Origin of the sequence: Pseudomonas sp. S30_BP2TU TE3576 (assembly GCF_050436025.1) — a bacterium.
In the GTDB taxonomy this organism is placed as follows: domain Bacteria; phylum Pseudomonadota; class Gammaproteobacteria; order Pseudomonadales; family Pseudomonadaceae; genus Aquipseudomonas.
Genome location: NZ_JBNDLK010000001.1, coordinates 2,131,671 through 2,156,542, shown reverse-complemented (window position 1 = coordinate 2,156,542; position 24,872 = coordinate 2,131,671). Strand labels below are relative to the sequence as shown.

The 24,872-nt window shown below is 60.2% G+C and carries 22 protein-coding genes; 16 read left to right on the top strand and 6 right to left on the bottom strand.

Features of this window, described 5'->3' with window-relative positions:
• Position 1: 1 nt before the first annotated feature.
• The 7 genes from ispG to ABIA48_RS09745 all read left to right on the top strand — a co-directional run bounded on the left by ispG (position 2) and on the right by ABIA48_RS09745 (position 8,017).
• On the top strand, positions 2-1,111 hold the full coding sequence (gene ispG, locus ABIA48_RS09775; protein WP_003185136.1) for a flavodoxin-dependent (E)-4-hydroxy-3-methylbut-2-enyl-diphosphate synthase: 1,110 nt from the start codon (positions 2-4) through the stop codon (positions 1,109-1,111).
• 38 nt (positions 1,112-1,149) lie between these two features.
• Positions 1,150-2,439 (top strand): histidine--tRNA ligase, encoded by a 1,290-nt coding sequence (hisS, locus tag ABIA48_RS09770; protein ID WP_429488269.1) that lies wholly within the window; start codon positions 1,150-1,152, stop codon positions 2,437-2,439.
• 41 nt (positions 2,440-2,480) lie between these two features.
• Positions 2,481-3,122: a YfgM family protein gene (locus ABIA48_RS09765; RefSeq protein WP_429488267.1), complete on the top strand. Its 642-nt coding sequence runs from the start codon at positions 2,481-2,483 to the stop codon at positions 3,120-3,122.
• Positions 3,115-4,266, top strand: a complete 1,152-nt coding sequence (bamB, locus tag ABIA48_RS09760) for an outer membrane protein assembly factor BamB (RefSeq protein WP_033063099.1) — start codon at positions 3,115-3,117, stop codon at positions 4,264-4,266. The genes ABIA48_RS09765 and bamB overlap by 8 nt, the downstream gene beginning before the upstream one ends.
• Before the next feature lie 219 nt (positions 4,267-4,485).
• Complete coding sequence (gene der / locus ABIA48_RS09755; RefSeq protein WP_007973987.1) at positions 4,486-5,958, top strand: ribosome biogenesis GTPase Der; 1,473 nt, start codon at positions 4,486-4,488, stop codon at positions 5,956-5,958.
• A 131-nt stretch (positions 5,959-6,089) separates the two neighbouring features.
• Positions 6,090-7,238 (top strand): pyridoxal phosphate-dependent aminotransferase, encoded by a 1,149-nt coding sequence (locus ABIA48_RS09750; RefSeq protein ID WP_429488264.1) that lies wholly within the window; start codon positions 6,090-6,092, stop codon positions 7,236-7,238.
• Positions 7,226-8,017, top strand: a complete 792-nt coding sequence (locus ABIA48_RS09745) for an amidohydrolase (RefSeq protein ID WP_429488262.1) — start codon at positions 7,226-7,228, stop codon at positions 8,015-8,017. Before ABIA48_RS09750 ends, ABIA48_RS09745 begins: the two co-directional genes overlap by 13 nt.
• A 185-nt stretch (positions 8,018-8,202) precedes the next feature.
• On the opposite strand, the gene leuA is transcribed toward ABIA48_RS09745, so the two are convergent.
• The 3 genes from leuA to xseA all read right to left on the bottom strand — a co-directional run bounded on the left by leuA (position 8,203) and on the right by xseA (position 12,545).
• Complete coding sequence (leuA, locus tag ABIA48_RS09740; protein WP_429488260.1) at positions 8,203-9,882, bottom strand: 2-isopropylmalate synthase; 1,680 nt, start codon at positions 9,880-9,882, stop codon at positions 8,203-8,205.
• Between the two features lie 458 nt (positions 9,883-10,340).
• Positions 10,341-11,162, bottom strand: coding sequence for a peptidoglycan DD-metalloendopeptidase family protein (locus tag ABIA48_RS09735; protein WP_429488258.1), 822 nt, complete (start codon positions 11,160-11,162; stop codon positions 10,341-10,343).
• Positions 11,163-11,165: 3 nt separating this feature from the next.
• Positions 11,166-12,545, bottom strand: a complete 1,380-nt coding sequence (gene xseA / locus ABIA48_RS09730; RefSeq protein WP_429488256.1) for an exodeoxyribonuclease VII large subunit — start codon at positions 12,543-12,545, stop codon at positions 11,166-11,168.
• 200 nt (positions 12,546-12,745) lie between these two features.
• On the opposite strand from xseA, the gene ABIA48_RS09725 reads away from it, so the two are divergent.
• Positions 12,746-13,513, top strand: a complete 768-nt coding sequence (locus ABIA48_RS09725; protein ID WP_429488254.1) for a sulfite exporter TauE/SafE family protein — start codon at positions 12,746-12,748, stop codon at positions 13,511-13,513.
• A 138-nt stretch (positions 13,514-13,651) separates the two neighbouring features.
• Here ABIA48_RS09725 and ABIA48_RS09720 read toward each other — a convergent pair whose 3' ends face one another.
• The 3 genes from ABIA48_RS09720 to ABIA48_RS09710 form a co-directional block, all read right to left on the bottom strand.
• On the bottom strand, positions 13,652-14,059 hold the full coding sequence (locus ABIA48_RS09720) for a DNA polymerase III subunit chi (RefSeq protein WP_108228034.1): 408 nt from the start codon (positions 14,057-14,059) through the stop codon (positions 13,652-13,654).
• An 8-nt stretch (positions 14,060-14,067) separates the two neighbouring features.
• Positions 14,068-14,496, bottom strand: a complete 429-nt coding sequence (locus ABIA48_RS09715) for a DNA polymerase III subunit chi (protein WP_429488252.1) — start codon at positions 14,494-14,496, stop codon at positions 14,068-14,070.
• Between the two features lie 61 nt (positions 14,497-14,557).
• Entirely contained in the window at positions 14,558-16,048 is a 1,491-nt protein-coding gene (locus ABIA48_RS09710; RefSeq protein ID WP_033063104.1) for a leucyl aminopeptidase, read from the bottom strand.
• Positions 16,049-16,442: 394 nt separating this feature from the next.
• Here ABIA48_RS09710 and lptF point away from each other — a divergent pair, with 394 nt between their 5' ends.
• From lptF to pdxJ, 8 genes are all read left to right on the top strand, one after another.
• Positions 16,443-17,561, top strand: a complete 1,119-nt coding sequence (gene lptF / locus ABIA48_RS09705; RefSeq protein ID WP_429488250.1) for an LPS export ABC transporter permease LptF — start codon at positions 16,443-16,445, stop codon at positions 17,559-17,561.
• On the top strand, positions 17,554-18,615 hold the full coding sequence (lptG, locus tag ABIA48_RS09700; protein ID WP_429488248.1) for an LPS export ABC transporter permease LptG: 1,062 nt from the start codon (positions 17,554-17,556) through the stop codon (positions 18,613-18,615). Before lptF ends, lptG begins: the two co-directional genes overlap by 8 nt.
• A gap of 171 nt (positions 18,616-18,786) precedes the next feature.
• Positions 18,787-20,586 (top strand): translation elongation factor 4, encoded by a 1,800-nt coding sequence (lepA, locus tag ABIA48_RS09695; protein ID WP_007982793.1) that lies wholly within the window; start codon positions 18,787-18,789, stop codon positions 20,584-20,586.
• Positions 20,587-20,591: 5 nt separating this feature from the next.
• Entirely contained in the window at positions 20,592-21,446 is an 855-nt protein-coding gene (gene lepB / locus ABIA48_RS09690) for a signal peptidase I (RefSeq protein WP_429488245.1), read from the top strand.
• Between the two features lie 185 nt (positions 21,447-21,631).
• Complete coding sequence (rnc, locus tag ABIA48_RS09685) at positions 21,632-22,321, top strand: ribonuclease III (protein ID WP_007973960.1); 690 nt, start codon at positions 21,632-21,634, stop codon at positions 22,319-22,321.
• Entirely contained in the window at positions 22,314-23,216 is a 903-nt protein-coding gene (gene era / locus ABIA48_RS09680) for a GTPase Era (protein WP_007994846.1), read from the top strand. Before rnc ends, era begins: the two co-directional genes overlap by 8 nt.
• A 161-nt stretch (positions 23,217-23,377) precedes the next feature.
• Positions 23,378-24,067, top strand: coding sequence for a DNA repair protein RecO (gene recO / locus ABIA48_RS09675; protein ID WP_429488242.1), 690 nt, complete (start codon positions 23,378-23,380; stop codon positions 24,065-24,067).
• A 51-nt stretch (positions 24,068-24,118) separates the two neighbouring features.
• Positions 24,119-24,865, top strand: a complete 747-nt coding sequence (pdxJ, locus tag ABIA48_RS09670; protein ID WP_429488240.1) for a pyridoxine 5'-phosphate synthase — start codon at positions 24,119-24,121, stop codon at positions 24,863-24,865.
• Positions 24,866-24,872: the final 7 nt, after the last annotated feature.

Genomic DNA, 24,872 nt, shown 5'->3' with positions numbered 1-24,872 from the left:
CATGCACGGCGAATCTCCAATCAAACGTCGCGAATCCCGCAAGATCTGGGTCGGTAACGTGCCTGTGGGCGGCGATGCGCCTATCGCTGTGCAGAGCATGACCAACAGCGACACCAACGATGTCGCGGCCACCGTTGCGCAAATCAATCGCCTGGAAGCGGCCGGCGTCGATATCGTGCGGGTCTCCGTACCGGACATGGACGCTGCCGAAGCCTTCGGCAAGATCAAGCAACTGGTCAAGGTGCCCTTGGTTGCCGACATTCACTTCGACTACCGCATCGCGTTGCGCGTAGCCGAACTGGGTGTCGATTGCCTGCGGATCAACCCGGGCAACATCGGTCGTGAAGACCGCGTGCGCGCGGTGGTCGATGCCGCCCGTGACCGCGGGATCCCGATCCGTATCGGCGTGAACGCCGGTTCCCTGGAAAAAGACCTGCAAAAGAAATACGGCGAGCCGACACCGGCTGCGCTGGTCGAGTCTGCCTTGCGTCACGTCGAGCACCTTGAACGCCTGAACTTCCAGGACTTCAAGGTCAGCGTTAAAGCTTCCGATGTGTTCATGGCCGTCGAGGCCTATCGCTTGCTGGCCAAGGAAATCGTCCAGCCGCTGCACCTGGGCATCACCGAAGCCGGTGGTTTGCGTTCCGGCACGGTGAAATCTGCCGTGGGCCTCGGTATGCTGCTCGCCGAAGGGATTGGCGATACTATCCGCATCTCGTTGGCGGCCGACCCGGTCGAGGAAGTGAAAGTCGGCTACGACATTCTCAAATCCCTGCACCTGCGTTCCCGTGGCATCAACTTCATCGCCTGCCCGAGCTGCTCGCGGCAGAACTTCGATGTGGTCAAGACCATGAACGAGCTGGAAGGGCGCCTCGAAGATTTGCTGGTGCCGCTGGATGTTGCGGTCATCGGTTGCGTGGTCAACGGCCCGGGCGAAGCCAAGGAAGCCCATATCGGCTTGACCGGCGGTACGCCGAACCTGATTTACATCGACGGCAAGCCGTCGCAGAAACTGACGAATGACAATCTGGTGGATGAGCTTGAGCGCTTGATCCGCCAGAAAGCGGCCGAAAAGGTCGAAGCTGACGCTGCCGTTATTGCGCGCGGCTAAGCCTGGCTAAAAAGAGCCGAACGAATTAAGGAATTTAAGTGAGCAAGTCTCTGCAAGCCATTCGTGGCATGAACGACATCCTGCCCGAACAGACGCCCCTGTGGCGTCATTTCGAAGGCACCGTTTCGCGCCTGCTGGATAACTACGGTTACAAGCAGATCCGCATGCCGATCGTCGAGTTCACCGAACTGTTCAAGCGTTCCATCGGTGAAGTGACCGACATCGTCGAAAAAGAGATGTACACCTTCGAGGACCGCAACGGCGACTCCCTGACCCTGCGTCCTGAAGGCACGGCGGCCTGTGTGCGTGCAGTGCTGGAGCACGGCATCACCGGTGGTGGCCAGGTTCAGAAACTCTGGTACATCGGCCCGATGTTCCGCCACGAGCGTCCGCAGAAAGGCCGCTATCGCCAGTTCCACCAGATCGGTGTCGAAGTGTTCAACCTCGACGGTCCGGACATCGACGCCGAGCTGATCGTGCTGACCTGGCGCCTGTGGGGCGAACTGGGCATCCGCGATGCGGTAAAACTCGAGCTCAACAGCCTGGGCACCAGCGAGTCCCGTGGCCGTTATCGTGAAGCGCTGGTCGAGTACCTCTCGGCGCATATGGACAAGCTCGACGAAGACAGCCAGCGTCGCCTGAAAACCAACCCGCTGCGGGTTCTTGATACCAAGAACGCCGACACCCAGGCGGTATTGGTCGATGCGCCGAAAATGGCCGACTACCTCGATGAAGAATCCCGCGTGCACTTCGAGGGCCTCAAGGCTCGCCTGGACGCCGCCGGCATTCCTTACGTGATCAACCCGAAGCTGGTCCGCGGGCTGGATTACTACAGCAAGACCGTTTTCGAGTGGGTCACCGACAAACTCGGCGCCCAGGGCACCGTGTGTGCCGGTGGCCGGTACGATGGTCTGGTGGAGCAGATGGGCGGCAAGCCGACCGCCGGCGTTGGTTTTGCCATGGGCATCGAACGCCTGGTGCTGTTGCTGGAAACCCTGGAGCAGATCCCGGAAGAGATCTCCCGTCAGGTCGACGTCTACCTCTGCGCCTTCGGTGAAGCCGCCGAACTGGCTGGCCTGACCCTGGCTGAGCGTGTGCGTGATCAGTTGCCCAACCTGCGCCTGCAAGTGAATGCCGGCGCCGGCAGTTTCAAAAGCCAGTTCAAGAAGGCCGACAAGAGCGGTGCGCTGTACGCGCTGATCCTCGGTGACGACGAAATGGCCCAGCAAGTGGTAGGTTTCAAACCCCTGCGTGGCCAGGGCGAACAACAAAGCATTGCCTGGGATGCGCTTGCAGCACACCTGGCCACCTGCGTCGTGCAGGATTGAAGCTGTCTAAACAGCCGAATTAGCGATTAAGGAGTATTGGGGTGTCGAGTACCGAAGACGAACATGTGGCGGAATTGAAGGAATGGTGGTCACGCAACGGTAAGCCCCTGGTTACTGGCGGCCTGTTGGCGCTGGTCATCGTGTTCGGCTGGCAGGCGTTCCACAAGTATCAGAGCAATCAGTCGCAAGGCGCCTCGATTCTCTTTCAGCAATTGCTCGAAACCACGCTGACGCCTGACGGCAAGCCTGATGCGGCGCGTGTTTCGGACCTGGCCGGCAAGCTCAACAGCGAGTTCGGCGGCAGCGCCTACGCGCAGTACGGCAGCCTGTTCGTGGCCAAAGTGGCGGTGGACAGCGGCAAGCTGGACGACGCGGCCAGCGAGCTGAAAGCCATTGTCGACAAACCGGCCAACCCGGCACTGGGCGAAATCGCCCGTCAGCGTCTGGCCCAGGTACTCGGTGCGCAGAACAAGGCCGACGAAGCGTTGAAACTGCTTGAAGGCGATGCCGACAAGGCATTCCTGGCCACTCGCGAAGAGCTCAAGGGCGACCTGCTGGTGCAGTTGGGTCGTACCGATGAGGCGAGCGCGGCGTATCAAAAAGCCAAGGCGGCACTGTCGGATGAAGCGGCGGTCGGTGGCCTGCAAATCAAGCTGGACGACCTGGCCAAAGGGGATGCGTGACGTGATTCGTTGGAAACATGCAGCATTGCTGGCTCTGGCCTTGTTGGCCGCGGGTTGCAGCAGCAACAGCAAGAAAGAATTGCCTCCGGCCGAACTGGTCGACTTCAAGGAAGAAGTGGTTCTGCACAAGCAGTGGAGTCGTTCGATCGGTGACGGTCAGGGCGAAACCTACAACATGCTGGTTCCGGCCATTGATGGCGAAACCATCTATGCCGCCGACGTCACTGGCGTGTTGATGGCGATGGACCGCAACACGGGCGACGTCAAATGGAAGAAAGATCTCGAACTGCCTGTTTCCGGCGCTGTCGGTGTCGGTTACGGTCTGGTCACCATCGGTACGCTCAAGGGTGAAATCGTTGCCCTGGACGCGATCAACGGTGAAGAAAAGTGGCGCGCTCGCGTGTCCAGCGAAGTGTTGGCTCCGCCAGCCAACAACGGTGACGTTGTGGTGGTTCAGACCCAGGACGATCGTCTGATCGGTCTGGATGCCTCCACCGGTAACCGCCGCTGGATCTATGACAGCACCCCTGCGGTACTGACCCTGCGTGGTACCAGTGCGCCGATCGTGACCAACCGCCTCGCGGTGGCTGGCCTGTCGACCGGTAAAGTGGTTGCCGTGGATATCTCCAACGGCGTGCCGGTGTGGGAACAGCGCGTAGCGATCCCGCAAGGTCGTTCGGAGCTGGAGCGTGTGGTCGATATCGACGGTGGCTTGCTGCTGTCGGGCGGGACGCTGTATGTCGCCAGCTATCAAGGGCGCGTTGCCGCACTGGACCTGCAAAGCGGCCGTCAGCTCTGGCAGCGTGATGCTTCCAGCTACGCCGGTGTCGCCCAGGGTTTGGGCTCCGTTTATGTGAGCCTGTCTTCGGGCACCGTTGAAGGCGTCGACGAACGTTCTACCTCGGCCTTGTGGAGCAACGATTCGCTGGCCCGTCGTCAACTGTCGGCCCCGGAAGTGTTCTCCAGTTACGTTGCAGTCGGTGACCTGGAAGGTTACCTGCACCTGCTGAGTCAGGTGGACGGTCGATTCGTCGGCCGTGAACGCATCGACAGCGACGGCCTGCGTGCCCGTCCGCTGGTGGTGGGTGACACGATTTATGTGTATGGCAACAGCGGCAAACTGGAAGCCCTGACCATAAAGTAAAGGTTTGACTATGCTTGGGGTTAACCACCCCAGGCTGCTTCACTTGTGGGAGCGGGCTTGCTCGCGAAGGGTGTCAACGATGACGCGTACAGCCTGGATAAACTTGGTGCTGTTACGGTTTTTCGCGAGCAAGCCCGCTCCCACAGTGTTGCCCCCGAGCACCAGCCGCTGCCTCGCAGCGGCTTTTGTATTTTCTGAAATAACGAAGTGGAGAGCCGCATGGTTCCCGTAATCGCCCTGGTGGGCCGACCGAACGTCGGCAAGTCCACCTTGTTCAACCGCCTGACCAGGACTCGTGACGCCATCGTTGGCGACTTGTCCGGTCTGACCCGTGATCGCCAGTACGGTGAGGCCAAGTGGCAAGGGCGTTCCTACATTCTGATCGACACCGGCGGTATCTCCGGTGACGAGCACGGTATGGACGAAAAGATGGCCGAGCAGTCGCTGCTGGCCATCGAAGAAGCAGATGTCGTTCTGTTCCTGGTAGATGCCAAGGCCGGTTTCACCGCCGCCGACCAGATGATCGCCGAGCATTTGCGCAAACGTAACAAGCGTTCCCACGTGGTGGCCAACAAGGTCGACAACATCGACCCGGAAATGGCCCGCGCCGAATTCGCCCCGTTGGGCATGGGCCATGCGATCCCGATCGCCGGTGCCCACGGCCGTGGTATCACCCAGTTGCTGGAAGCGGCACTGAGTGAATTCCCGCGTGACGAAGACGAGCCGCAGGAAGGCGAAGAGGAAGAGGTCGTCGCCGAAGGCGAGGAAGCCAAGCGCATTCCTGGCCCAAGCGAAAAAGACGGGATCAAGATCGCGATCATCGGCCGTCCTAACGTCGGCAAGTCGACCCTGGTCAACCGCATGCTCGGTGAAGACCGGGTTATCGTCTATGACCAACCCGGCACCACCCGCGACAGTATCTACATCCCGTTCGAGCGTAACGACGAGAAGTACACGCTGATCGACACCGCCGGTGTGCGCAAGCGCGGCAAGATTCACGAAGAAGTCGAAAAGTTCTCCGTGGTCAAAACCCTGCAAGCGATCAAAGACGCCAACGTGGTGATTTTTGTGATGGACGCCCGCGAAGGTGTGGTCGATCACGACCTCAACCTGCTGGGCTTCGCCATTGAATCGGGTCGTGCGCTGGTGATCGCAATCAACAAGTGGGACGGCATGACGCCGAGCGAGCGCGACTTCGTGAAGGTCGAACTGCAGCGTCGCCTGTTCTTCGTTGACTACGCCGATATTCACTTCATCTCGGCCCTGCACGGCACTGGCGTGGGTAACCTCTACGCCTCGGTACAGAACTCGTTCAAGTCCGCGGTCACCCGCTGGCCGACGAGCCGCCTGACCCAGATTCTCGAAGACGCGGTGAGCGAACACCAGCCGCCGATGGTCAACAGCCGCCGGATCAAGCTGCGTTATGCCCACCTCGGTGGTGCGAACCCGCCGATCATCGTGATCCACGGCAACCAGATCGAGAAAGTGCCGAAGTCTTACGTGCGCTATCTGGAAAACACTTACCGTCGTGTGCTGAAACTGGTCGGTACGCCGATCCGCATCGAGTTCAAGGGTGGCGAGAACCCGTACGAAGGCAACAAGAACACGCTCACCGACCGCCAGGTCAACAAGAAGCGTCGCTTGATGTCGCACCACAAGAAAGCCGACAAGAAGCGTCGCGACAAGCGATAAAAGCAGTTGCAAGCTTCAAGTCAAAGCGAAAAGGGTCCTTTCCAGGGCCCTTTTTTGCGTCTGGAGGTTTGACGCTTGACCACTTGCAGCTTGCAGCTTGAAACTTGCAGCTCACCTGCAGGGGCTCACCGATGATCACCAGTAAGCTGCCGAATGTCGGCATCACTATCTTCACTCAGATGTCTCAGCTCGCGGCACAGACCGGCGCGCTCAATCTGTCCCAGGGTTTTCCCGATTTCGCGGCCCCACAGGCCCTGTGCGATGCGGTTGGCCGGCATATCGCCAGTGGCCATAACCAGTATTCGCCGATGACCGGGTTGCCGGTGTTGCGTCAGCAGATTGCGGTGAAGATCGCCCGCAGCTATGGCACGCAGGTGGATGTGGATACTGAAGTTACGGTCACCCCAGGCGCGACCGAAGCGATTTTCTGTGCCATTCAGGCGGTTATCCACAGCGGCGACGAAGTCATCGTGTTTGACCCGGCATACGACAGCTACGAGCCTTCGGTAGAGCTGGCCGGCGGTCGTTGCGTGCACGTACAACTGGGCTTGAACGATTTCAGTATCGACTTCGAGAAGCTTGCTCAGGCACTGAGCCCGCGCACGCGGATGATCATTCTCAACTCCCCGCACAACCCCAGTGGTGCGCTGATCAGTCGTGCCGAACTGGACCAGTTGGCGACGTTGATCCGCGATCGCGACATCTATCTGATCAGCGACGAAGTCTACGAACACCTGGTGTATGACGGTGTGCCCCATGTCAGCGTGCTGGCCCATGAAGAGCTGTATCAGCGTGCTTTCGTGGTCAGCTCGTTCGGCAAGACCTACCACGTCACCGGCTGGAAAACCGGCTACGTGGTCGCGCCGCCGGCCCTGACGGCGGAATTGCGCAAGGTGCACCAGTACGTCAATTTCTGTGGTGTGACGCCGCTGCAATACGCCTTGGCCGACTTCATGGCCGAACACCCGGAACACGTCGAAGAGCTGCCGGACTTCTATCAGGCCAAGCGTGATTTGTTTTGCGATCTGCTGGCGCCGTCGCGCTTCAGCTTCACCCGGGTGACCGGTACTTATTTCCAGTTGGTCGATTACTCACAGATCCGCCCGGACCTCAATGACGTCGAGATGGCCCTGTGGATGACTCGCGAGCATGGCGTGGCAAGTATCCCGATCTCGGTGTTCTACCAGACGCCTCCTGAAGGCCAGCGCCTGGTGCGGCTGTGCTTTGCCAAGCGTGAGGAGACCCTGCGTGAGGCAGCGGAAAAACTATGCGTGATCTGAGTGCATTGCCCAATCTGAACGTGGCGCTGATCCAGACATCCCTGGCCTGGCACGACCGTCAGGCTAACCTGGAGCATTTCGAACCGTTGCTGGAGCAGGCTCGCGGCGCTGACCTGATCATCCTGCCGGAAATGTTTACCACTGGGTTCTCCATGGAATCCGAGACACTCGCCGAGCCGGAAAACGGTCCCACCAGCAAGTGGCTGCGGGTTCAGGCGGCGAAGCTGGATGCGGTGATCACCGGTAGTGTCATCGTTCAGGCTGCCGACGGCAGCCACCGCAATCGTCTGCTGTGGGCGCGTCCGGACGGCGAAGTGTTGCACTACGACAAGCGTCACCTGTTCCGCATGGCCGGCGAGCACAACCACTACACCCCCGGCGAGCGCCAGGTGCAGTTTGAGCTCAAGGGCTGGCGAGTGCGGCCGCTGATTTGCTACGACTTGCGCTTCCCGGTGTGGAGTCGCGACGCTCAGGACACGGACCTGCTGCTGTACACCGCGAACTGGCCGGGCGCTCGACGTCAGCACTGGAACCGCTTGCTGCCTGCGCGAGCGATCGAAAACCTGTGCTACGTGGCGGCGGTCAATCGCATCGGGACTGATGGCAAGGGCTTTGCGTATACCGGTGACAGTCAGGTACTGGATTTCCAGGGCGAAACGTTGCTCGGTGCCGGAGAGGCTGACGGGGTGTTCAAGGTGACTTTGGATGCGGTGGAACTGGCGGCGTATCGGCAGCGGTTTCCGGCGAATCTGGATGCGGACACGTTCGAGTTCACCTGAGATTTTCGCTGACTGACAGGGCCCCATCGCGAGCAAGCTCGCTCCCACATTGTCCGTGTTCACATTGAACAACTGTGGGAGCGAGCTTGCTCGCGATGGGGCCGGGACAAACAACATAAAACAAGCAGGCAAAAAAAGGCCCCGGGGTTCACACCATCGGGGCCTTTTGCTTTTCGGCTAACAGCTTACGCCGCTTTCGCTTCCGGCTGGCTCAGCGAACGGTTCAGCGCGCTGAACAGGGCCTTGAAGCTGGCGGTGGTGAAGTTTTCGTCGATGCCGACACCGTGTACCGCACGTTCACCGTTGACGCGCAGTTCAATGTAGGCCGCGGCCTTTGCGTTGGTGCCCGCACCGATGGCGTGCTCGTTGTAGTCCATGATTTCCACCGGTACCGGCAGGCCGGCTACCAGCGCTTCCAGGGCGCCGTTGCCCTTGCCGCGCCAGTGCAGGTTGGTTTCGCCCTGGCCCTGGCTGGCGACTTCGACTTCCACCGCGCTGTGGCCGTTCTCTTCCTGCAGGCGATGGCTGACCAGCGCGTACGGGGTGTTGGCCTGCAAGTATTCGCTGTGCAGCAGCGCGTGGATTTGCTGGGCGGTCATTTCCAGGCCCAGGCGGTCGGTTTCACGCTGCACGACCTGGCTGAACTCGATTTGCATGCGGCGCGGCAGGCTGATGCCATATTCCTGTTCCAGGAGGTAGGCGATACCACCCTTGCCCGATTGGCTGTTGACGCGGATGACCGCCTCGTAGCTACGGCCGATGTCGGCCGGGTCGATCGGCAGGTATGGCACTTCCCACAACTCGTCCGGTTTCTGCTGGGCAAAGCCCTTGCGGATCGCATCCTGGTGCGAGCCGGAGAACGCGGTATGCACCAGGTCGCCGACGTACGGGTGACGCGGGTGCACCTGGATCTGGTTGCACTCTTCGACGACTTTGCGCACGCCGTCGATGTCGGAGAAGTCCAGCTCAGGGTTCACGCCCTGGGTGTAGAGGTTCAGGGCCACGGTCACGAGGTCGACGTTACCGGTACGCTCGCCGTTGCCGAACAGGCAGCCTTCGACACGGTCGGCGCCAGCCATCAGGCCCAGCTCGGTTGCTGCAACGCCAGTGCCACGGTCGTTGTGGGTGTGCAGGCTGATGATCACGCTGTCACGACGGTTGATGTGACGGCCGAACCATTCGATCTGGTCGGCATAGATGTTCGGCGTCGCGCATTCGACGGTGGCCGGCAGGTTGAGGATCATCTTGTGCTCGGGCGTCGGGTTCCAGACTTCGATCACCGCGTCGCAGACTTCCTTGGCGAACTCCAGTTCGGTAGCGCTGAAGGTTTCTGGCGAGTATTCGAAGGTCCACTCGGTGTCCGGCTGCATGGCCGCATATTTGACGAACAGCTTGGCGGCGTTCACGGCGATGGCCTTGATCCCGTCCTTGTCCTGGTTGAAGACAATGCGGCGGAAGGAAGGGGAGGTCGCGTTGTACAGGTGAACGATGGCTTTCTTCGCGCCGCGCAGGGATTCGAAGGTGCGCTCGATCAGGTCTTCACGGCCCTGGGTCAGCACCTGGATGGTGGTGTCGTCCGGGATGTGGTTGCCTTCGATCAGGGTGCGGACGAAGTCGAAGTCGGTTTGCGACGCGGCCGGGAACGACGCTTCGATTTCCTTCACGCCGACCTGAACCAGGGTTTTCCAGAAGCGCAGCTTCTTGACCGCGTCCATCGGCTCGATCAGCGACTGGTTGCCGTCGCGCAGGTCGGAGCTGCACCAGATCGGCGCGGCGGTGATGGTTTTCGATGGCCAGGTGCGGTCCGGAATGTCGATGGTCGGGAACGCGCGGTATTTCGAAGACGGGTCTTTGAGCATGCTCATCAGGAAATCCTTATTGTGTGGGCCGAAAAAAGGCGGCCTGCCGGTGGATCAAAAGTTCTTGGAGTAACGCTTGGGACGAGGCACCACGATTCAGCCCGGCAGTCGTGCGCTGACAAGGCACAGGCTGCTGTGCTGGCGGAGCTGAATGAGGGTGTGAGAGGTTTTCATGCCTCAACCCTAACCGCGGGGGTGAAGGTTGGCAAGCAGTCGAAAAAAATTGAGAGGAATACTCGTGAGCGAGTATTTATCGAGATTTTATTGCTGTGATTGGCAATGATTGTTTTGTTGTTTGCGCAAGGTTTGAGTGGTGCGCAATTGGTGTGGGGCATGGCTGGACGACTTTCGGTGCCTGTGAAATTGCCATCGCGAGCAAGCTCGCTCCCACATTGGATCTGCGTGAACACGGACACTGTGGGAGCGGGCTTGCTCGCGAAGGGGCCAGAAGCCTCAGCGAAAAATCAGGGCTGAAATGCGCCAATAAAGATGGCCGGATCCACCCGCACATCATTCAGGCTGACGTTCCAGTGCATGTGCGGCCCGGTCGCGCGGCCAGTCGCGCCGACTTTGCCGACCACGTCACCACGGGCCAGTGGCTGCCCCACCTTCACGTCGATTTTCGACATGTGGCAGAACATGCTGATAAAGCCCTGGCCATGGTCGACGAACACCGTGTTGCCATTGAAGAAGTAGTTGCCGATCAGGATTACCTTGCCCGCGGCCGGGGTCTTGATCGGCGTGCCGGCGCCCACGGCGAAATCCAGACCCGAATGAGGATTACGCTCCTCACCGTTGAAGAAACGACGCACGCCGAACTTGCTCGACAGCGGCCCGTTCACCGGTTTGTCCAGCAGCACGTTGCTCGGGGTGTTGGGGCTGAACGTGCGGTAAGCGGCAATCTGTTCGGCCAATTCACGCTCGATGCGCTTGAGGTTTTCCGGGTCCGGATTGACCTGTTGGGTGTTCTTCAGGGTGATGCGCTGTTCCGGGTATGTCTTGCTGCCAACCGTGAAATTCAGATTACGACCGCCGCTGCTGATCGATTGAGCCCCTGGTTTGACCGTCAGCGGCACGCCGACGATGGCCAGCCAGTTTTCCTGTTCCCTGACCACCAGCACCGGTTTGCCTTGATAACTGGCTTTTGGCGCCTGGGCGGATGTGCCCAGGTCCACCACCGCAACGCCGCCCGGCACCGGTTTGTTCAACAGGCGGGTGATGTAGCTATCGGCGTGGGCATTGAAGGTCAGGCACAGCAACAGCAATGGAGCCAGGAAGCGCGGCATGGATCAGTCCAGTAAAGAAAGGGTGACGGGCGTCAGGTGATTGTCTTCGACCCGCACTTGCAGTTCGCCTTCGCTCAGTTTGGCTTTCAGGCGTTGACCGGTATGGGTCTGCGCGGCGCTGCGGATCGCGTTGCCGCGCTCATCCAGCAAAATACTGTAACCACGGCCGAGGGTCGCCAGCGGGCTGACCACATGCAATGTCTGCATCTGGCTTTGCAACTGAAGGCGACGGTTCTTCAAGCCTTCGCGGATGGCGCGCGGCAGACGTTCGGCCAGGCTGTCGAGGCGCTGGCGCAGCATTGCCAATTGCCGGCCTGGATGTTGTGCGGCCAGACGGGTTTCCAGGCGGATCAAGCGTTCGCGACGGGTGTTGAGGCTACGCTCGAACGCACGGCGCATGCGCATGTCCAGGTCATCCAGGCGTTGCGCTTGCTGGCGCAGACGCTCGCCGGGATGGCGCAGGCGGCGAGAGATACCTTCCAGGCGCAGTCGATCGCGCATCAAACGGTCACGCATGCGCATCACCAATCGTCGATGCAGGCTGTCGACCCGACGCACCAGATCGCTGGAGTCCGGTGCCAGCAATTCGGCGGCAGCGGAGGGGGTGGGGGCGCGAACGTCGGCCACGAAGTCGCTGATCGACACGTCGGTTTCATGGCCGACCGCGCTGACAATCGGCGTCACGCAAGCGTCTACGGCGCGAGCCACGGCTTCTTCGTTGAAGCACCAGAGGTCTTCCAGCGAACCGCCGCCCCGGGCCAGGATCAGGGCGTCGAAACCGCGGGCATCCGCCAGTTTCAGGGCGCGGACAATCTGTGCGGTGGCTTCGCGGCCCTGTACGGCGGTGGGGATCAGCGTCAACTGCACCTGCGGTGCGCGACGGCGGAACACACTGATGATGTCGCGGATCACCGCGCCGGTGGGCGAACTGATGATGCCGATGCGTTGCGGATGCGCCGGTAGCGGGACCTTGCGCTCGGCACTGAACAGACCTTCGGCGCTGAGTTTTTCCTTGAGTGCATCGAAGGCCAGGCGCAAGGCACCGTCGCCGGCCGGCTCCACGGTGTCGAGGATCAACTGATAATCACCGCGCCCTTCGAACAGCGAGACTTTGCCGCGCACCTTGACCGCGAGCCCGTCCTTCAACGCCTGGCGAACCCGTGCCGCGTTCTGCCGGAACAGCGCGCAACGCACCTGGGCGCCGCTGTCCTTGAGGGTGAAATACACGTGGCCCGACGCCGGGCGGGCGAGGTTGGAGATTTCGCCTTCGACCCAGATGTTGCTGAACACGTCTTCGAGCAACACCCGCGCGCGGCCGTTGAGCTGGCTGACGGTCAGGACTTCGCGGTCCAGGCCGAGTCTTGCAAAGGGATCTTTAATCATGGGGCGCAGTTTAAAGGCATTTGCCCGGCAATCTCCATGGCCCAGCATAAATCCCTTGTGGCGCCGCTTGATGTGGGAGCGGGCTTGCTCGCGAAGGCGGTGTGTCAGCCACGTTGATCCGGGATGTTAGTCCGCTTTCGCGAGCAAGCCCGCTCCCACAAGGGTAAAGTCACCGACGGGTACTCAAGGAAGATACGTGAATGAATGTGTTTGAACTGTTGAACCAGTGGCCATTCGGCTCGCTGGACTGGCTGGTCATCGGTGCGGGCATCGCCCTGGCCTACATCGTGTTCGGCATCGCCGGTTTCGGCACCGCACTGGTGGCGGGGCCGATTCTGATCCTGTTCATGCCGCTGTCGAAGATCGTGCCGTTGCTGGTGTTGCTCGATTTTGTCGCGGCATTCGGCAATCTGCTGCCTTCGCGGCGCGATGTGGCGAGGCCGGAGTTGTTGCGGTTGCTGCCCTGTATGGCGGTGGGGTGCACGCTTGGAGTGATTTTTCTGCTGAACCTCAAGTCCGACTTGTTGCTGCTTTTGATGGGGTTGTTCATCACCGCCTATGCGATTTACAGCCTGTGGATCAAAGTCCGCCCGACTCAACTGTCCGCCGTGTGGGCGCTGCCGATGGGAACGGTGGGCGGAATGTTTGGCGCGTTGTTTGGCAGCGGCGGCTTTCTCTATGCGATCTATCTGAACAGCCGTTTACCCAAGGAGGCGGCCCGGGCGACCCAGAGTGCATTGATCAGTTGCAGTACGGTGGTGCGTTTGAGCCTGTTTGCAATCGCCGGTGTGTACGCCGATTTGCCATTGCTGGCGCTGGCGGTGTGTCTGTTGCCGGCCATGGCGCTGGGGCTGTGGTTCGGTCGACGGTTGACCATGCGCTTGTCCCGCGAGGCGTTCGTGCGCCTGGTGACGTGGCTGGTGCTGGCCAGCGGGATCGCGTTGATCGGGCGCTATCTCAGTACCTGAAGATTCAACCTGTGGCGGGGGCTTTTTGTGGGAGCGAGCTTGCTCGCGATGAGGGCGTCACATTCAACATTGATGTGTCTGTTCGACCGCTATCGCGAGCAAGCTCGCTCCCACAGTAGAGCCCTCGCCGCAAGTTGTTCAGTCGTTGTACTGGCTCAACAATCGCTCAAGTCGTGCACTGAGGCGGCGTTTGATTTCGGTTTCGATGTGCGGGGCGAAATCGTCGATCACGTCTTGCATGATCAACTGCGCGGCGGCGCGCAATTCGCTGTCCAGGTGCAGCAAGTCATCCGGGTTCTTGCTGGCGGCCGGTGTCGACGTCGCCGCGGCGACGGGTTCAACGATCGGGGCAGGGGGTGTCGCTACGACGGGCGGCGAAGGCTCGCTCACGGCGTCGAACAACATGGGAATCTGTTCCTGATCGCCTTCCTCGACCGTGTCGGTCAGCAGGGGCGGTTGCAGGTTGTCATCGCCGAGCAATTGGCGGATCGACTCAAGGTCGTCCAGCAGGTGCGCGGACTGTTGCAGCGGTTTTGGAGTGTCCATTGGAAGGCTCAGAGTCGCTGTAAACGGTGATCTTGCAGAGGATAGCCCTGTTCGCGGTAGAAACGGAAACTCTCCCGCGCGGCCTGGCGAATCGTCGGGTCTTCCACCACCACTTCTGCCACGCGGGCGAAATGCTGGGCAAAGGCCGGGACTTTCAGGTCAAGATTGACCAGCAGGTCCTGATGCTGACCGCAATCGTCACCCAGACCCAGGACGATCAAGCCGTCCGGTTCGTTTTCGGCGGGACCGTGGGGCACGAAGCTTTCACCTTTGAATGCCCAGAGGCGCGCGTCGAGATCGTCGCGCTGGGAGGCGTCGCTGCAATGCAGGTAGACACTGTGACCCATGCGCCAGGCTTTTTCGGTGAGCTTGCAGGCGAAATCCAGGCGTGCCGATGGATCGGCGCTGGGCAGGATATAGAAGTCGACTTTGGTCATTGCGGTTCCTGAGCTTCACCTGGCGTCACCGCATAAGTGACGCCACGTGAAGTCATCGGTTTCAGGCTTTGGCGCGATCCAGCAGGTATTGGGTCAGCAGGGGAACCGGACGGCCAGTGGCGCCCTTGTCCTTGCCGCCGCTGGTCCAGGCAGTGCCTGCGATATCCAGGTGCGCCCAGTTCAGGTTCTTGGTGAAGCGTGACAGGAAGCAGGCCGCGGTGATGGTGCCGGCCTTCGGGCCGCCAATGTTGGCGATGTCGGCGAACGGGCTGTCCAGCTGTTCCTGGTACTCATCGAACAGCGGCAGTTGCCAGGCGCGGTCGTCGGCAGCCTTGCCGGCGCTCAGCAGTTGGCCGATCAGTTCGTCATTGTTACCCAGCAGGCCCGAAGTGTGGGAACCCAGGGCGACCACGCAGGCGCCGGTCAGGGTCGCGATGTCGATAACGGCTTGTGGCTTGAAACGCTCGGAGTAGGTCAGGGCGTCGCACAGCACCAGACGGCCTTCGGCGTCGGTGTTGAGGATTTCCACGGTCTGGCCGCTCATGGTGGTGACGATGTCACCTGGACGCGAAGCATTGCCGCTTGGCATGTTCTCGGCGCAGGCCAGGATGCACACCAGGTTGACCGGCAGTTTCAGTTCGAGCACGGCGCGCAGGGTGCCGAACACGCTGGCGGCGCCGCCCATGTCGTACTTCATTTCATCCATGCCGGCGCCCGGCTTGAGGCTGATGCCGCCAGTGTCGAAGGTGATGCCCTTGCCGACCAGCGCGTACGGCTTCTCGGATTTCTTGCCACCGTTGTATTGCATGACGATCAGGCGCGGCGGTTGGGCGCTGCCCTGGCCTACGGCGTAGAACGAACCCATGCCCAAAGCCTTGATCTTCTTCTCGTCGAGGACTTCGACTTTCAGGTCCTTGAACTCTTTACCCAGCTCTTTTGCCTGCTCACCGAGGAAGGTCGGGTGGCAGATGTTCGGCGGCAGGTTGCCCAGATTACGGGTGAAGGCCATGCCGTTGGCGATGGCGGTGGCGTGGGTCACGGCGCGTTGCACTTCAGCCTGAGCGGCCTTGATGGTCAGCAGGGTGATTTTTTTCAGGGCGCGGGGATCGGCTTTCTGGCTCTTGAACTGCTCGAAGGTGTACTCGCCGTCCACCAGGGTTTCGGCCAGCAGGCGGGTCTTGCCATAGCTGTCGCGGCCTTTGACAACCACTTCATCCAGGGCCAGCACCGCATCGCTGCCGCCCAGGCCTTTGAGGGTATTGAGGATGCCCGCGATGATTTTGCGGAACGGGCGGTCACCCAGTTCGTCGTCCTTGCCCACGCCCACCAGCAGCACGCGCTCGGCCTTGAGGTTCGGCAGGCTGTGCAGCAACAGGCTCTGGCCAACCTTGCCGGCCAGGTCGCCGCGCTTGAGCACTGCGCTGATCGCGCCGCCGCTCAATTCGTCGAGTTGCTTGGCAACCGTACCGAGCTTGCGGCCCTCGCCGACGGAAACCACCAGCGTGGCGGTCTTCAACGTTTCCGGGTTGACGCTTTTTACAACCAGTTCCATGTCCGGGTCCCTGAATTGATGGTTAGCACGCAAGCGCCCGACACCGTATGTGCGTCACTTGCCTATAAATAGAAAGGCGCCAGGATCGACCGGCGACAAAGGCCGCAGTTTGAACCTCGCTACCGGCGCCTGACAACCCTCGGTTGTACGATTGTCGGAGCGAGCTTGCCCGCGAAGAACCTGAGGTCGCGCGGGGTTTCAGGCTTTGCGCGTTATCGTTGACGACTCTCGCGAGCGAGCTCGCTCCTGCACACCGCCCCCATGCATTGCGCAGTGACAGGCGCACCCAATCACAGGATAATGCGCCATCTTTTTTCGGCGGCTCTGTCTTGCGGGCTGTCCGATACGTTTGCTTGTTTGGCCGCCTTAGCCTGACAACCCTGGAGTGTCTGGTTTGATCGTCTTCCGTTATCTATCCCGCGAAGTCCTGTTGACCTTGAGCGCCGTCAGTGCCGTGCTGCTGGTCATCATCATGAGCGGTCGCTTCATCAAATACCTCGCCCAGGCGGCCTCGGGCCTGCTGGATCCGGGCTCGCTGTTCCTGATCATGGGCTTTCGCCTGCCGGGGTTCCTGCAGCTGATCCTGCCGTTGGGGCTGTTTCTCGGGATCCTGTTGTCCTACGGGCGCCTGTACCTCGAAAGTGAAATGACCGTGCTCTCGGCCACTGGCATGAGCCAGCAGCGGCTGGTTTGCATGACCCTTTTTCCGGCCACCCTGGTTGCGATCGTCGTGGCGTGGTTGAGCTTGAGCCTGGCGCCACAGGGGGCCAATCAGTTTCAACTGCTGCTGAACAAGCAGGATGCCCTGACCGAATTCGATACCCTGGAGCCGGGGCGCTTCCAGGCCCTGCGTGACGGTACCCGGGTTACCTACACCGAGCGCATGTCCGATGACCGCGTCAATCTGGGTGGTGTGTTCATCTCGCAAAAAAACATCAGTTCCAATAACAAGGATCGCGGCATCTCTGTCCTGGTGGCAGAAAAGGGACGTCAGGAAATTCGCCCGGACGGTAACCGCTACCTGATCCTTGATAACGGCTATCGCTACGACGGTAGTCCGGGGCAGGCCGACTACCGGGCGATCAAGTACGACGAGTACGGTGTGTTGCTGCCAAAACCCGACGTCAGTGACGAAGTCACCGACCGTGATGCGATGCCGACCAGTACGTTGGTCGGCAGTGAAGACATTCGTTTGCGCGCCGAATTGCAATGGCGTATGTCACTGCCATTGCTGGTGTTCATCGTGACCTTGATGGCGGTGCCGCTGTCGCGGGTCAACCCGCGTCAGGGCCGCTTCCTCAAATTACTGCCGGCGATTCTTCTTTATATGGCTTACCTGACCATTCTGATTGCCGCCCGCGGCGCCCTGGACAAGGGCAAGATCCCCGCGGCACTGGGTTTGTGGTGGGTACACGGGATTTTCCTGGCCATCGGCCTGGGCCTGCTCTATTGGGAACCCTTGCGATTGAAGAGGGCGAGTCGCCGCAGCGCGCTGGAGGTGGCCCGTGGTTAAGCTGGATCGCTACATTGGTAGCAGCGTGTTCATGGCGATTCTGGCAGTGCTCGGGATCATTCTTGGCCTGGCGACACTGTTTGCCTTCATCGACGAGATGAGTGAAGTCAGCGATACCTACACCCTGCTCGATGTTCTGAGTTATGTGACGCTGACTGCGCCACGCCGGATGTACGAAATGCTGCCGATGGCTGCGCTGATCGGCTGCCTGATCGGTCTGGGCAGTCTGGCCAGCAACAGTGAACTGACCGTCATGCGCGCCGCCGGTGTGTCGATCGGCCGGATCGTCTGGGCGGTCATGAAGCCGATGCTGGTATTGATGCTCGCCGGTGTGCTGGTCGGCGAGTACATCGCACCGCCTGCCGAAACCGCCGCACAGGCCAATCGCTCGCTGGCCCAGGGCAGCGGCGATGCACAAAGCGCCAAGCACGGCTTGTGGCACCGCCAGGGCGACGAGTTCATTCACGTCAACTCGGTGCAACCCAACGGTATCTTGTACGGCGTGACCCGCTACCGTTTCGACAACGAACGGCACATGCTGTCGGCGAGCTTCGCCAAACGTGCCGAGTTCGACACGGATCACTGGCAGTTGACGGACGTCACGACCACGCTGTTCCACGAGAGCAGCACTGAAGTGGTGTCAACTCCGATCGAGCGCTGGGAAGTAGCCTTGAGTCCGCAATTGCTGAGCACCGTGGTCATGGTGCCGGAGTCGCTGTCGATCAGCGGTCTGTGGAGTTATATCCACTATCTGGCGGAGCAGGGGTTGAACAACAGCCGCTATTGGCTGGCATTTTGGGTCAAGGTGTTGCAGCCGCTGGTGACCGCCGCCCTGGTGTTGATGGCGATTTCCTTCATCTTCGGTCCGCTGCGTTCGGTGACCTTGGGTCAACGAGTGTTCACCGGCGTGCTGGTGGGTTTCACCTTCCGTATCGTTCAGGATCTGCTGGGGCCGTCGAGCCAGGTGTTCGGCTTCCCTCCCTTGCTTTCGGTGCTGGTGCCAGCGGGTATTTGTGCCGTGGCGGGGCTCTGGTTGATGCGCCGGGCAGGCTGATGGCGGGCATTTCCCGACCGTTTTGACGATGAAAAACGCCCTTGTCGCCAGACCGGGGCGTTTTTGTAGGTGCCGTCTGACCTGCGAACGTGACGCTTGCGCCGTGGATCAGGTACAATTCCCGGCTATTTTTCGGCGGGCTATGCCTGCAGCCTTTTTGAGTGTTGATCCGTGAGTGATTTGAGTCATATCCGCAATTTCTCCATCATCGCCCACATTGACCATGGCAAGTCGACGCTGGCCGATCGCTTCATCCAGATGTGTGGCGGCCTGGCCGAGCGCGAAATGGAAGCCCAGGTCCTGGACTCCATGGACCTCGAGCGCGAACGCGGGATCACCATCAAGGCGCACAGCGTTACTCTGTATTACAAAGCCAAAGACGGTATCAACTACCAGCTCAACTTCATTGATACCCCCGGCCACGTTGACTTCACTTATGAGGTGAGCCGTTCGCTGGCTGCCTGTGAAGGCGCGCTGCTGGTGGTCGATGCCGGTCAGGGCGTTGAAGCGCAGTCGGTTGCCAACTGCTACACAGCGATCGAACAGGGCCTGGAAGTAATGCCGGTGCTGAACAAGATCGACCTGCCACAGGCCGATCCGGAGCGCGTCAAGGAAGAAATCGAAAAAATCATCGGCATCGATGCCACTGACGCGGTCACTTGCTCTGCCAAGACCGGTCTGGGCGTCGATGAAGTGCTCGAGCGCCTGGTAACCACCATTCCGGCGCCGACCGGTAACATCGAAGATCCGCTGCAAGCGTTGATCATCGACTCCTGGTTCGATAACTACCTGGGCGTTGTCTCCCTGGTTCGCGTTCGCCACGGCCGCGTGAAGAAGGGTGACAAGATTCTGGTCAAGTCCACCGGCAAGATCCACCTGGTGGACAGCGTCGGCGTGTTCAACCCGAAACACACCCCTACCGCCGACCTGAAGGCTGGTGAAGTGGGCTTCATCATCGCCAGCATCAAGGACATTCACGGTGCACCAGTGGGCGATACCCTGACCTTGAGCACGACGCCGGACGTCGACGTGCTGCCGGGGTTCAAACGCATCCAGCCGCAGGTGTACGCCGGTCTGTTTCCGGTCAGCTCCGACGACTTCGAAGACTTCCGCGAGGCGCTGCAAAAGCTCACCCTCAACGATTCGTCGCTGCAATACACGCCTGAAAGCTCCGACGCACTGGGCTTCGGCTTCCGTTGCGGCTTCCTCGGCATGTTGCACATGGAAATCATCCAGGAGCGCCTGGAGCGCGAGTACAACCTGGACCTGATTACCACCGCGCCGACGGTAATCTTCGAGCTGCTGCTCAAGACCGGCGAGACGATCTACGTCGACAACCCGTCGAAGCTGCCGGACCTGTCCGCCATCGAAGACATGCGCGAGCCGATCGTGCGCGCCAATATTCTTGTGCCGCAAGAGCACCTGGGCAACGTCATTACCCTGTGCATCGAAAAACGCGGCGTACAGGTCGACATGCTGTTCCTCGGCTCCCAGGTACAAGTGACCTACGACTTGCCGATGAACGAAGTGGTGCTGGACTTCTTCGATCGTCTGAAATCCACCAGTCGCGGCTATGCTTCTCTGGACTACCATTTCGATCGTTACCAATCGGCCAGCCTGGTGAAACTGGACGTGCTGATCAACGGCGACAAGGTCGACGCCCTGGCGCTGATCGTGCACCGCGACAACTCGCACTACAAAGGTCGCCAGTTGACCGAGAAAATGAAGGATCTGATTCCGCGGCAGATGTTCGACGTGGCAATCCAGGCCGCCATTGGCGGGCAGATTGTGGCGCGGACAACCGTCAAGGCGCTCAGAAAGAACGTATTGGCCAAATGCTACGGCGGTGACGTCAGTCGTAAGAAAAAGCTGCTGGAAAAGCAAAAGGCCGGTAAAAAACGCATGAAGCAAGTCGGCAACGTGGAAATTCCACAGGAAGCCTTCCTTGCAGTGCTCAGGTTGGATAGTTAGGTCCTATGTCACTAAATTTCCCGCTGTTGCTGGTCATCGCCGTGTTCGTCTGCGGCCTGTTGGCGTTGCTCGATCTGTTGATCCTGGCGCCACGTCGGCGCGCCGCCATCGCCTCCTATCAGGACAGCGTTAGCCAGCCTGACATGGTCGTGGTCGAGAAGCTGAATAAAGAGCCGCTGCTGGTTGAATACGGCAAGTCGTTCTTCCCGGTGTTGTTCATCGTGCTGGTGCTGCGTTCGTTCCTGGTGGAACCGTTCCAGATTCCTTCCGGCTCGATGAAGCCAACCCTGGATGTCGGCGACTTCATTCTGGTGAGCAAGTTTTCTTACGGGATCCGCTTGCCGGTGATCGACAAGAAAATCATCGAGGTCGGTGATCCACAGCGCGGCGATGTCATGGTGTTCCGTTACCCGAGCGATCCGAACGTCAACTACATCAAGCGTGTAGTCGGCCTGCCGGGCGACACGGTTCGTTATACCGCCGACAAGCGTCTGTTCGTCAACGGTCAATCGATTGCCGAACAATTGGTCGGCTCCGAGCCGGGAACGCTGGGCAGCGCTGAGCTCTACAAGGAAAAACTCGGCGCTGTCGAGCACATGATCCGCAAGGAAATGAGCCGCTACCGTGCAACGCCGGACCATTCATGGACTGTGCCGGCCGGGCACTACTTCATGATGGGCGACAACCGCGACAACTCGAACGACAGTCGCTACTGGGATGATCCGAGCATTCCCAAGGATCTGCTGGGCATGGTTCCCGACAAGAATATCGTCGGCAAGGCCTTTGCGGTCTGGATGAGCTGGCCGGAACCAAAACTCAGCCACCTGCCGAATTTCTCGCGGGTTGGCCTGATCAAGTAATCAAACACGGCGCTGTTGAACACAGCGCCGAATGCATTTCTGGAACCGGCACATTCGGGGCCTGAAAGCATGAAGCCAATGATATTCAGGACGTAATTTTTGAACACAGCGTTAATTGTCCCAAGCCTGCGCCCCATCACGGCGATGGCGGTGGAATCCAGCCACGAACTCAGCGTGGGTAAACCGTGAGCGTCTCCTTAAGCCGTCTAGAGCGTCAGCTCGGCTACACCTTCAAGGATCAGGAACTGATGGTCCTGGCCCTGACTCACCGCAGTTTTGCCGGGCGTAACAACGAACGCCTGGAATTCCTCGGTGACGCCATCCTCAACTTCGTCGCCGGTGAGGCGCTGTTCGAGCGTTTCCCGCTGGCCCGCGAAGGCCAGTTGTCGCGTTTGCGCGCGCGCCTGGTGAAAGGTGAGACCCTGGCCGTACTGGCTCGTGGTTTCGATTTGGGCGAATACCTGCGCCTGGGCTCCGGTGAACTGAAAAGCGGCGGTTTCCGTCGCGAGTCGATTCTGGCCGACGCCCTGGAAGCGCTGATCGGTGCGATCTACCTCGATGCCGGCATGGAAGTGGCCCGCGAGCGTGTACTCGCCTGGCTGGCCGGAGAGTTCGAAGGCCTGACGCTGGTCGATACCAACAAAGATCCAAAGACCCGCCTGCAGGAGTTTCTGCAGTCCCGTGGTTGTGAGCTGCCGCGTTACGAAGTGGTGGATATCCAGGGTGAACCGCATTGCCGGACGTTCTTCGTCGAATGCGAAATCATCTTACTGAATGAAAAAAGCCGAGGTCAGGGTGTGAGCCGTCGTATTGCCGAACAGGTAGCGGCCGCCGCAGCACTGATTGCCCTGGGTGTGGAGAATGGCAATGACTGATACAACTGCAACTCGCTGTGGCTATGTTGCCATCGTCGGCCGTCCGAACGTGGGCAAGTCCACGCTGCTGAACCACATTCTTGGCCAGAAGCTGGCAATCACCTCGCGCAAGCCGCAGACCACCCGTCACAACATGCTCGGTATCAAGACCGAGGGTGATGTGCAGGCGATCTACGTCGACACCCCTGGTATGCACAAGGGTGGCGAAAAGGCCCTGAACCGCTACATGAACAAGACCGCTTCGGCGGCGTTGAAAGACGTCGACGTGGTGATCTTTGTGGTCGATCGCACCAAGTGGACCGAAGAAGACCAGATGGTTCTCGAGCGCGTCCAGTACGTGACCGGCCCACTGATCGTGGCGCTGAACAAGACCGATCGCATCGAAGACAAAGCCGAGCTGATGCCGCACCTGAGCTGGTTGCAGGAGCAGCTGCCGAATGCGCAGATCATGCCGATTTCCGCGCAGCACGGGCACAACCTCGATGCGCTGGAGCGAGTGATTGCCGGGCATCTGCCGGAAAACGATCACTTCTTCCCGGAAGACCAGATCACCGACCGCAGCAGCCGTTTCCTCGCCGCGGAGCTTGTGCGCGAGAAAATCATGCGCCAGATGGGCGCCGAGCTGCCGTACCAGATCACCGTCGAAATCGAAGAGTTCAAGCAGCAGGGCAAGACCCTGCACATTCATGCCTTGATCCTCGTTGAGCGCGATGGCCAGAAGAAAATCATCATTGGCGACAAGGGCGAGCGTATCAAGCGCATCGGCACCGAAGCGCGCAAGGACATGGAGCTGCTGTTCGACTCCAAGATCATGCTCAACCTGTGGGTCAAGGTTAAGGGCGGCTGGTCCGACGACGAACGTGCCTTGCGTTCGCTGGGTTACGGCGACCTGTAATCTCAGACTGTACAAAGATTCAAATGTGGGAGCGGGCTTGCTCGCGAAAGCGGTTTAACATTCAACATCCTGGTTGACTGTCACGCCGCCTTCGCGAGCAAGCCCGCTCCCACATTTGGTTTGTGTTGATCTCACGATGGCGCTCCTCCAACGAGATACCCATGTCCTCAACCCCGCCAATCGGCCAGCCCGCCTACGTCCTGCACTCCCGCGCCTACCGCGAAAACAGTGCTTTGGTGGATTTCCTCACGCCGCAAGGTCGGCTGCGGGCGGTGTTGCGCAGTGCGCGGGGCAAGGCCGGGACGCTCGCTCGGCCGTTCGTGCCGTTGGAGGTCGAGTTCCGTGGACGTGGTGAGTTGAAGAACGTCGGGCGCATGGAAAGTGCCGGTGTTTCCACCTGGCTCAACGGTGAGGCGTTGTTCAGTGGCCTTTACCTCAATGAGCTGTTGATTCGCCTGTTGCCCGCCGAAGATCCGCATCCCGGTGTATTCGATCATTACGCCGCGACTTTGCTGGCCCTGGCTGAAGGTCGGCCGCTGGAGCCGTTGCTGCGCTCTTTCGAGTGGCGATTGCTCGATGATCTTGGCTACGGCTTTTCCCTCAATACCGACATTCACGGTGATCCCATTGCGCCGAACGGTCTTTACCGTTTGCAGGTGGATGCCGGGCTGGAGCAGGTCTATCTACTGCAACCGGGTCTCTTCAACGGCACTGAACTGCTGGCCATGGCTGAGGCGGACTGGTCCGCTCCTGGCGCGCTGTCGGCGGCCAAACGCTTGATGCGTCAGGCACTGGCAGTGCATCTTGGGGGCCGACCTTTGGTTTCCCGCGAGTTGTTTCGAAAACCGTAAATTCTGCATGTATGCTGTGCACCGAACTTTCTCTTCTTCTGGAGCGCTTCCGTGACCACCAGCACCCGCATTCTTCTTGGCGTGAACATCGACCACGTTGCCACCCTGCGTCAGGCCCGGGGCACCCGTTACCCGGATCCGGTCAAGGCCGCACTGGACGCGGAAGAGGCGGGCGCTGATGGCATTACCGTGCACCTGCGCGAAGATCGTCGGCACATCCAGGAACGCGACGTGCTGGTGCTCAAGGACGTGCTGCAAACCCGCATGAACTTCGAAATGGGCGTCACCGAAGAAATGATGCAGTTTGCCGAGCGCATCCGCCCGGCACACATTTGCCTGGTGCCGGAAACCCGTCAGGAACTGACCACCGAAGGTGGCCTGGACGTGGCGGGTCAGGAGGCGCGGATCAAGGCGGCGGTCGAGCGCCTGTCGAAGATCGGCTCCGAAGTGTCGCTGTTCATTGACGCCGATGAGCGGCAGATCGAAGCCTCTCGCCGTATCGGCGCGCCAGCCATCGAACTGCACACCGGGCGATACGCCGATGCCGAGACGCCGACCGAAGTCGCCGAAGAGCTCAAGCGTGTGGCCGATGGCGTGGCCTTTGGCCTGGCCCAGGGCCTGATCGTCAATGCCGGCCATGGCCTGCACTATCACAATGTCGAAGCCGTGGCGGCGATCAAGGGCATCAACGAACTGAACATCGGCCATGCGCTGGTGGCCCATGCGCTGTTCGTTGGCTTCAAGTCGGCTGTTTCGGAGATGAAGACGCTGATTCTGGCGGCGGCTGCCAAGGCCTGAAAGCCAA

Bases quoted from the DNA above. Each gene is read 5' to 3' on its own strand.
- era (WP_007994846.1), top strand. From the start codon at position 22,314: ATGACTGATACAACTGCAACTCGCTGTGGCTATGTTGCCATCGTCGGC.
- der (WP_007973987.1), top strand. From the start codon at position 4,486: ATGGTTCCCGTAATCGCCCTGGTGGGCCGACCGAACGTCGGCAAGTCC.
- ABIA48_RS09720 (WP_108228034.1), bottom strand. From the start codon at position 14,059: ATGGACACTCCAAAACCGCTGCAACAGTCCGCGCACCTGCTGGACGAC.
- leuA (WP_429488260.1), bottom strand. From the start codon at position 9,882: ATGAGCATGCTCAAAGACCCGTCTTCGAAATACCGCGCGTTCCCGACC.
- lepB (WP_429488245.1), top strand. From the start codon at position 20,592: ATGTCACTAAATTTCCCGCTGTTGCTGGTCATCGCCGTGTTCGTCTGC.
- recO (WP_429488242.1), top strand. From the start codon at position 23,378: ATGTCCTCAACCCCGCCAATCGGCCAGCCCGCCTACGTCCTGCACTCC.
- ABIA48_RS09725 (WP_429488254.1), top strand. From the start codon at position 12,746: ATGAATGTGTTTGAACTGTTGAACCAGTGGCCATTCGGCTCGCTGGAC.
- bamB (WP_033063099.1), top strand. From the start codon at position 3,115: ATGCGTGACGTGATTCGTTGGAAACATGCAGCATTGCTGGCTCTGGCC.
- ABIA48_RS09715 (WP_429488252.1), bottom strand. From the start codon at position 14,496: ATGACCAAAGTCGACTTCTATATCCTGCCCAGCGCCGATCCATCGGCA.
- ABIA48_RS09710 (WP_033063104.1), bottom strand. From the start codon at position 16,048: ATGGAACTGGTTGTAAAAAGCGTCAACCCGGAAACGTTGAAGACCGCC.
- ispG (WP_003185136.1), top strand. From the start codon at position 2: ATGCACGGCGAATCTCCAATCAAACGTCGCGAATCCCGCAAGATCTGG.
- ABIA48_RS09750 (WP_429488264.1), top strand. From the start codon at position 6,090: ATGATCACCAGTAAGCTGCCGAATGTCGGCATCACTATCTTCACTCAG.
- ABIA48_RS09735 (WP_429488258.1), bottom strand. From the start codon at position 11,162: ATGCCGCGCTTCCTGGCTCCATTGCTGTTGCTGTGCCTGACCTTCAAT.
- ABIA48_RS09745 (WP_429488262.1), top strand. From the start codon at position 7,226: ATGCGTGATCTGAGTGCATTGCCCAATCTGAACGTGGCGCTGATCCAG.
- xseA (WP_429488256.1), bottom strand. From the start codon at position 12,545: ATGATTAAAGATCCCTTTGCAAGACTCGGCCTGGACCGCGAAGTCCTG.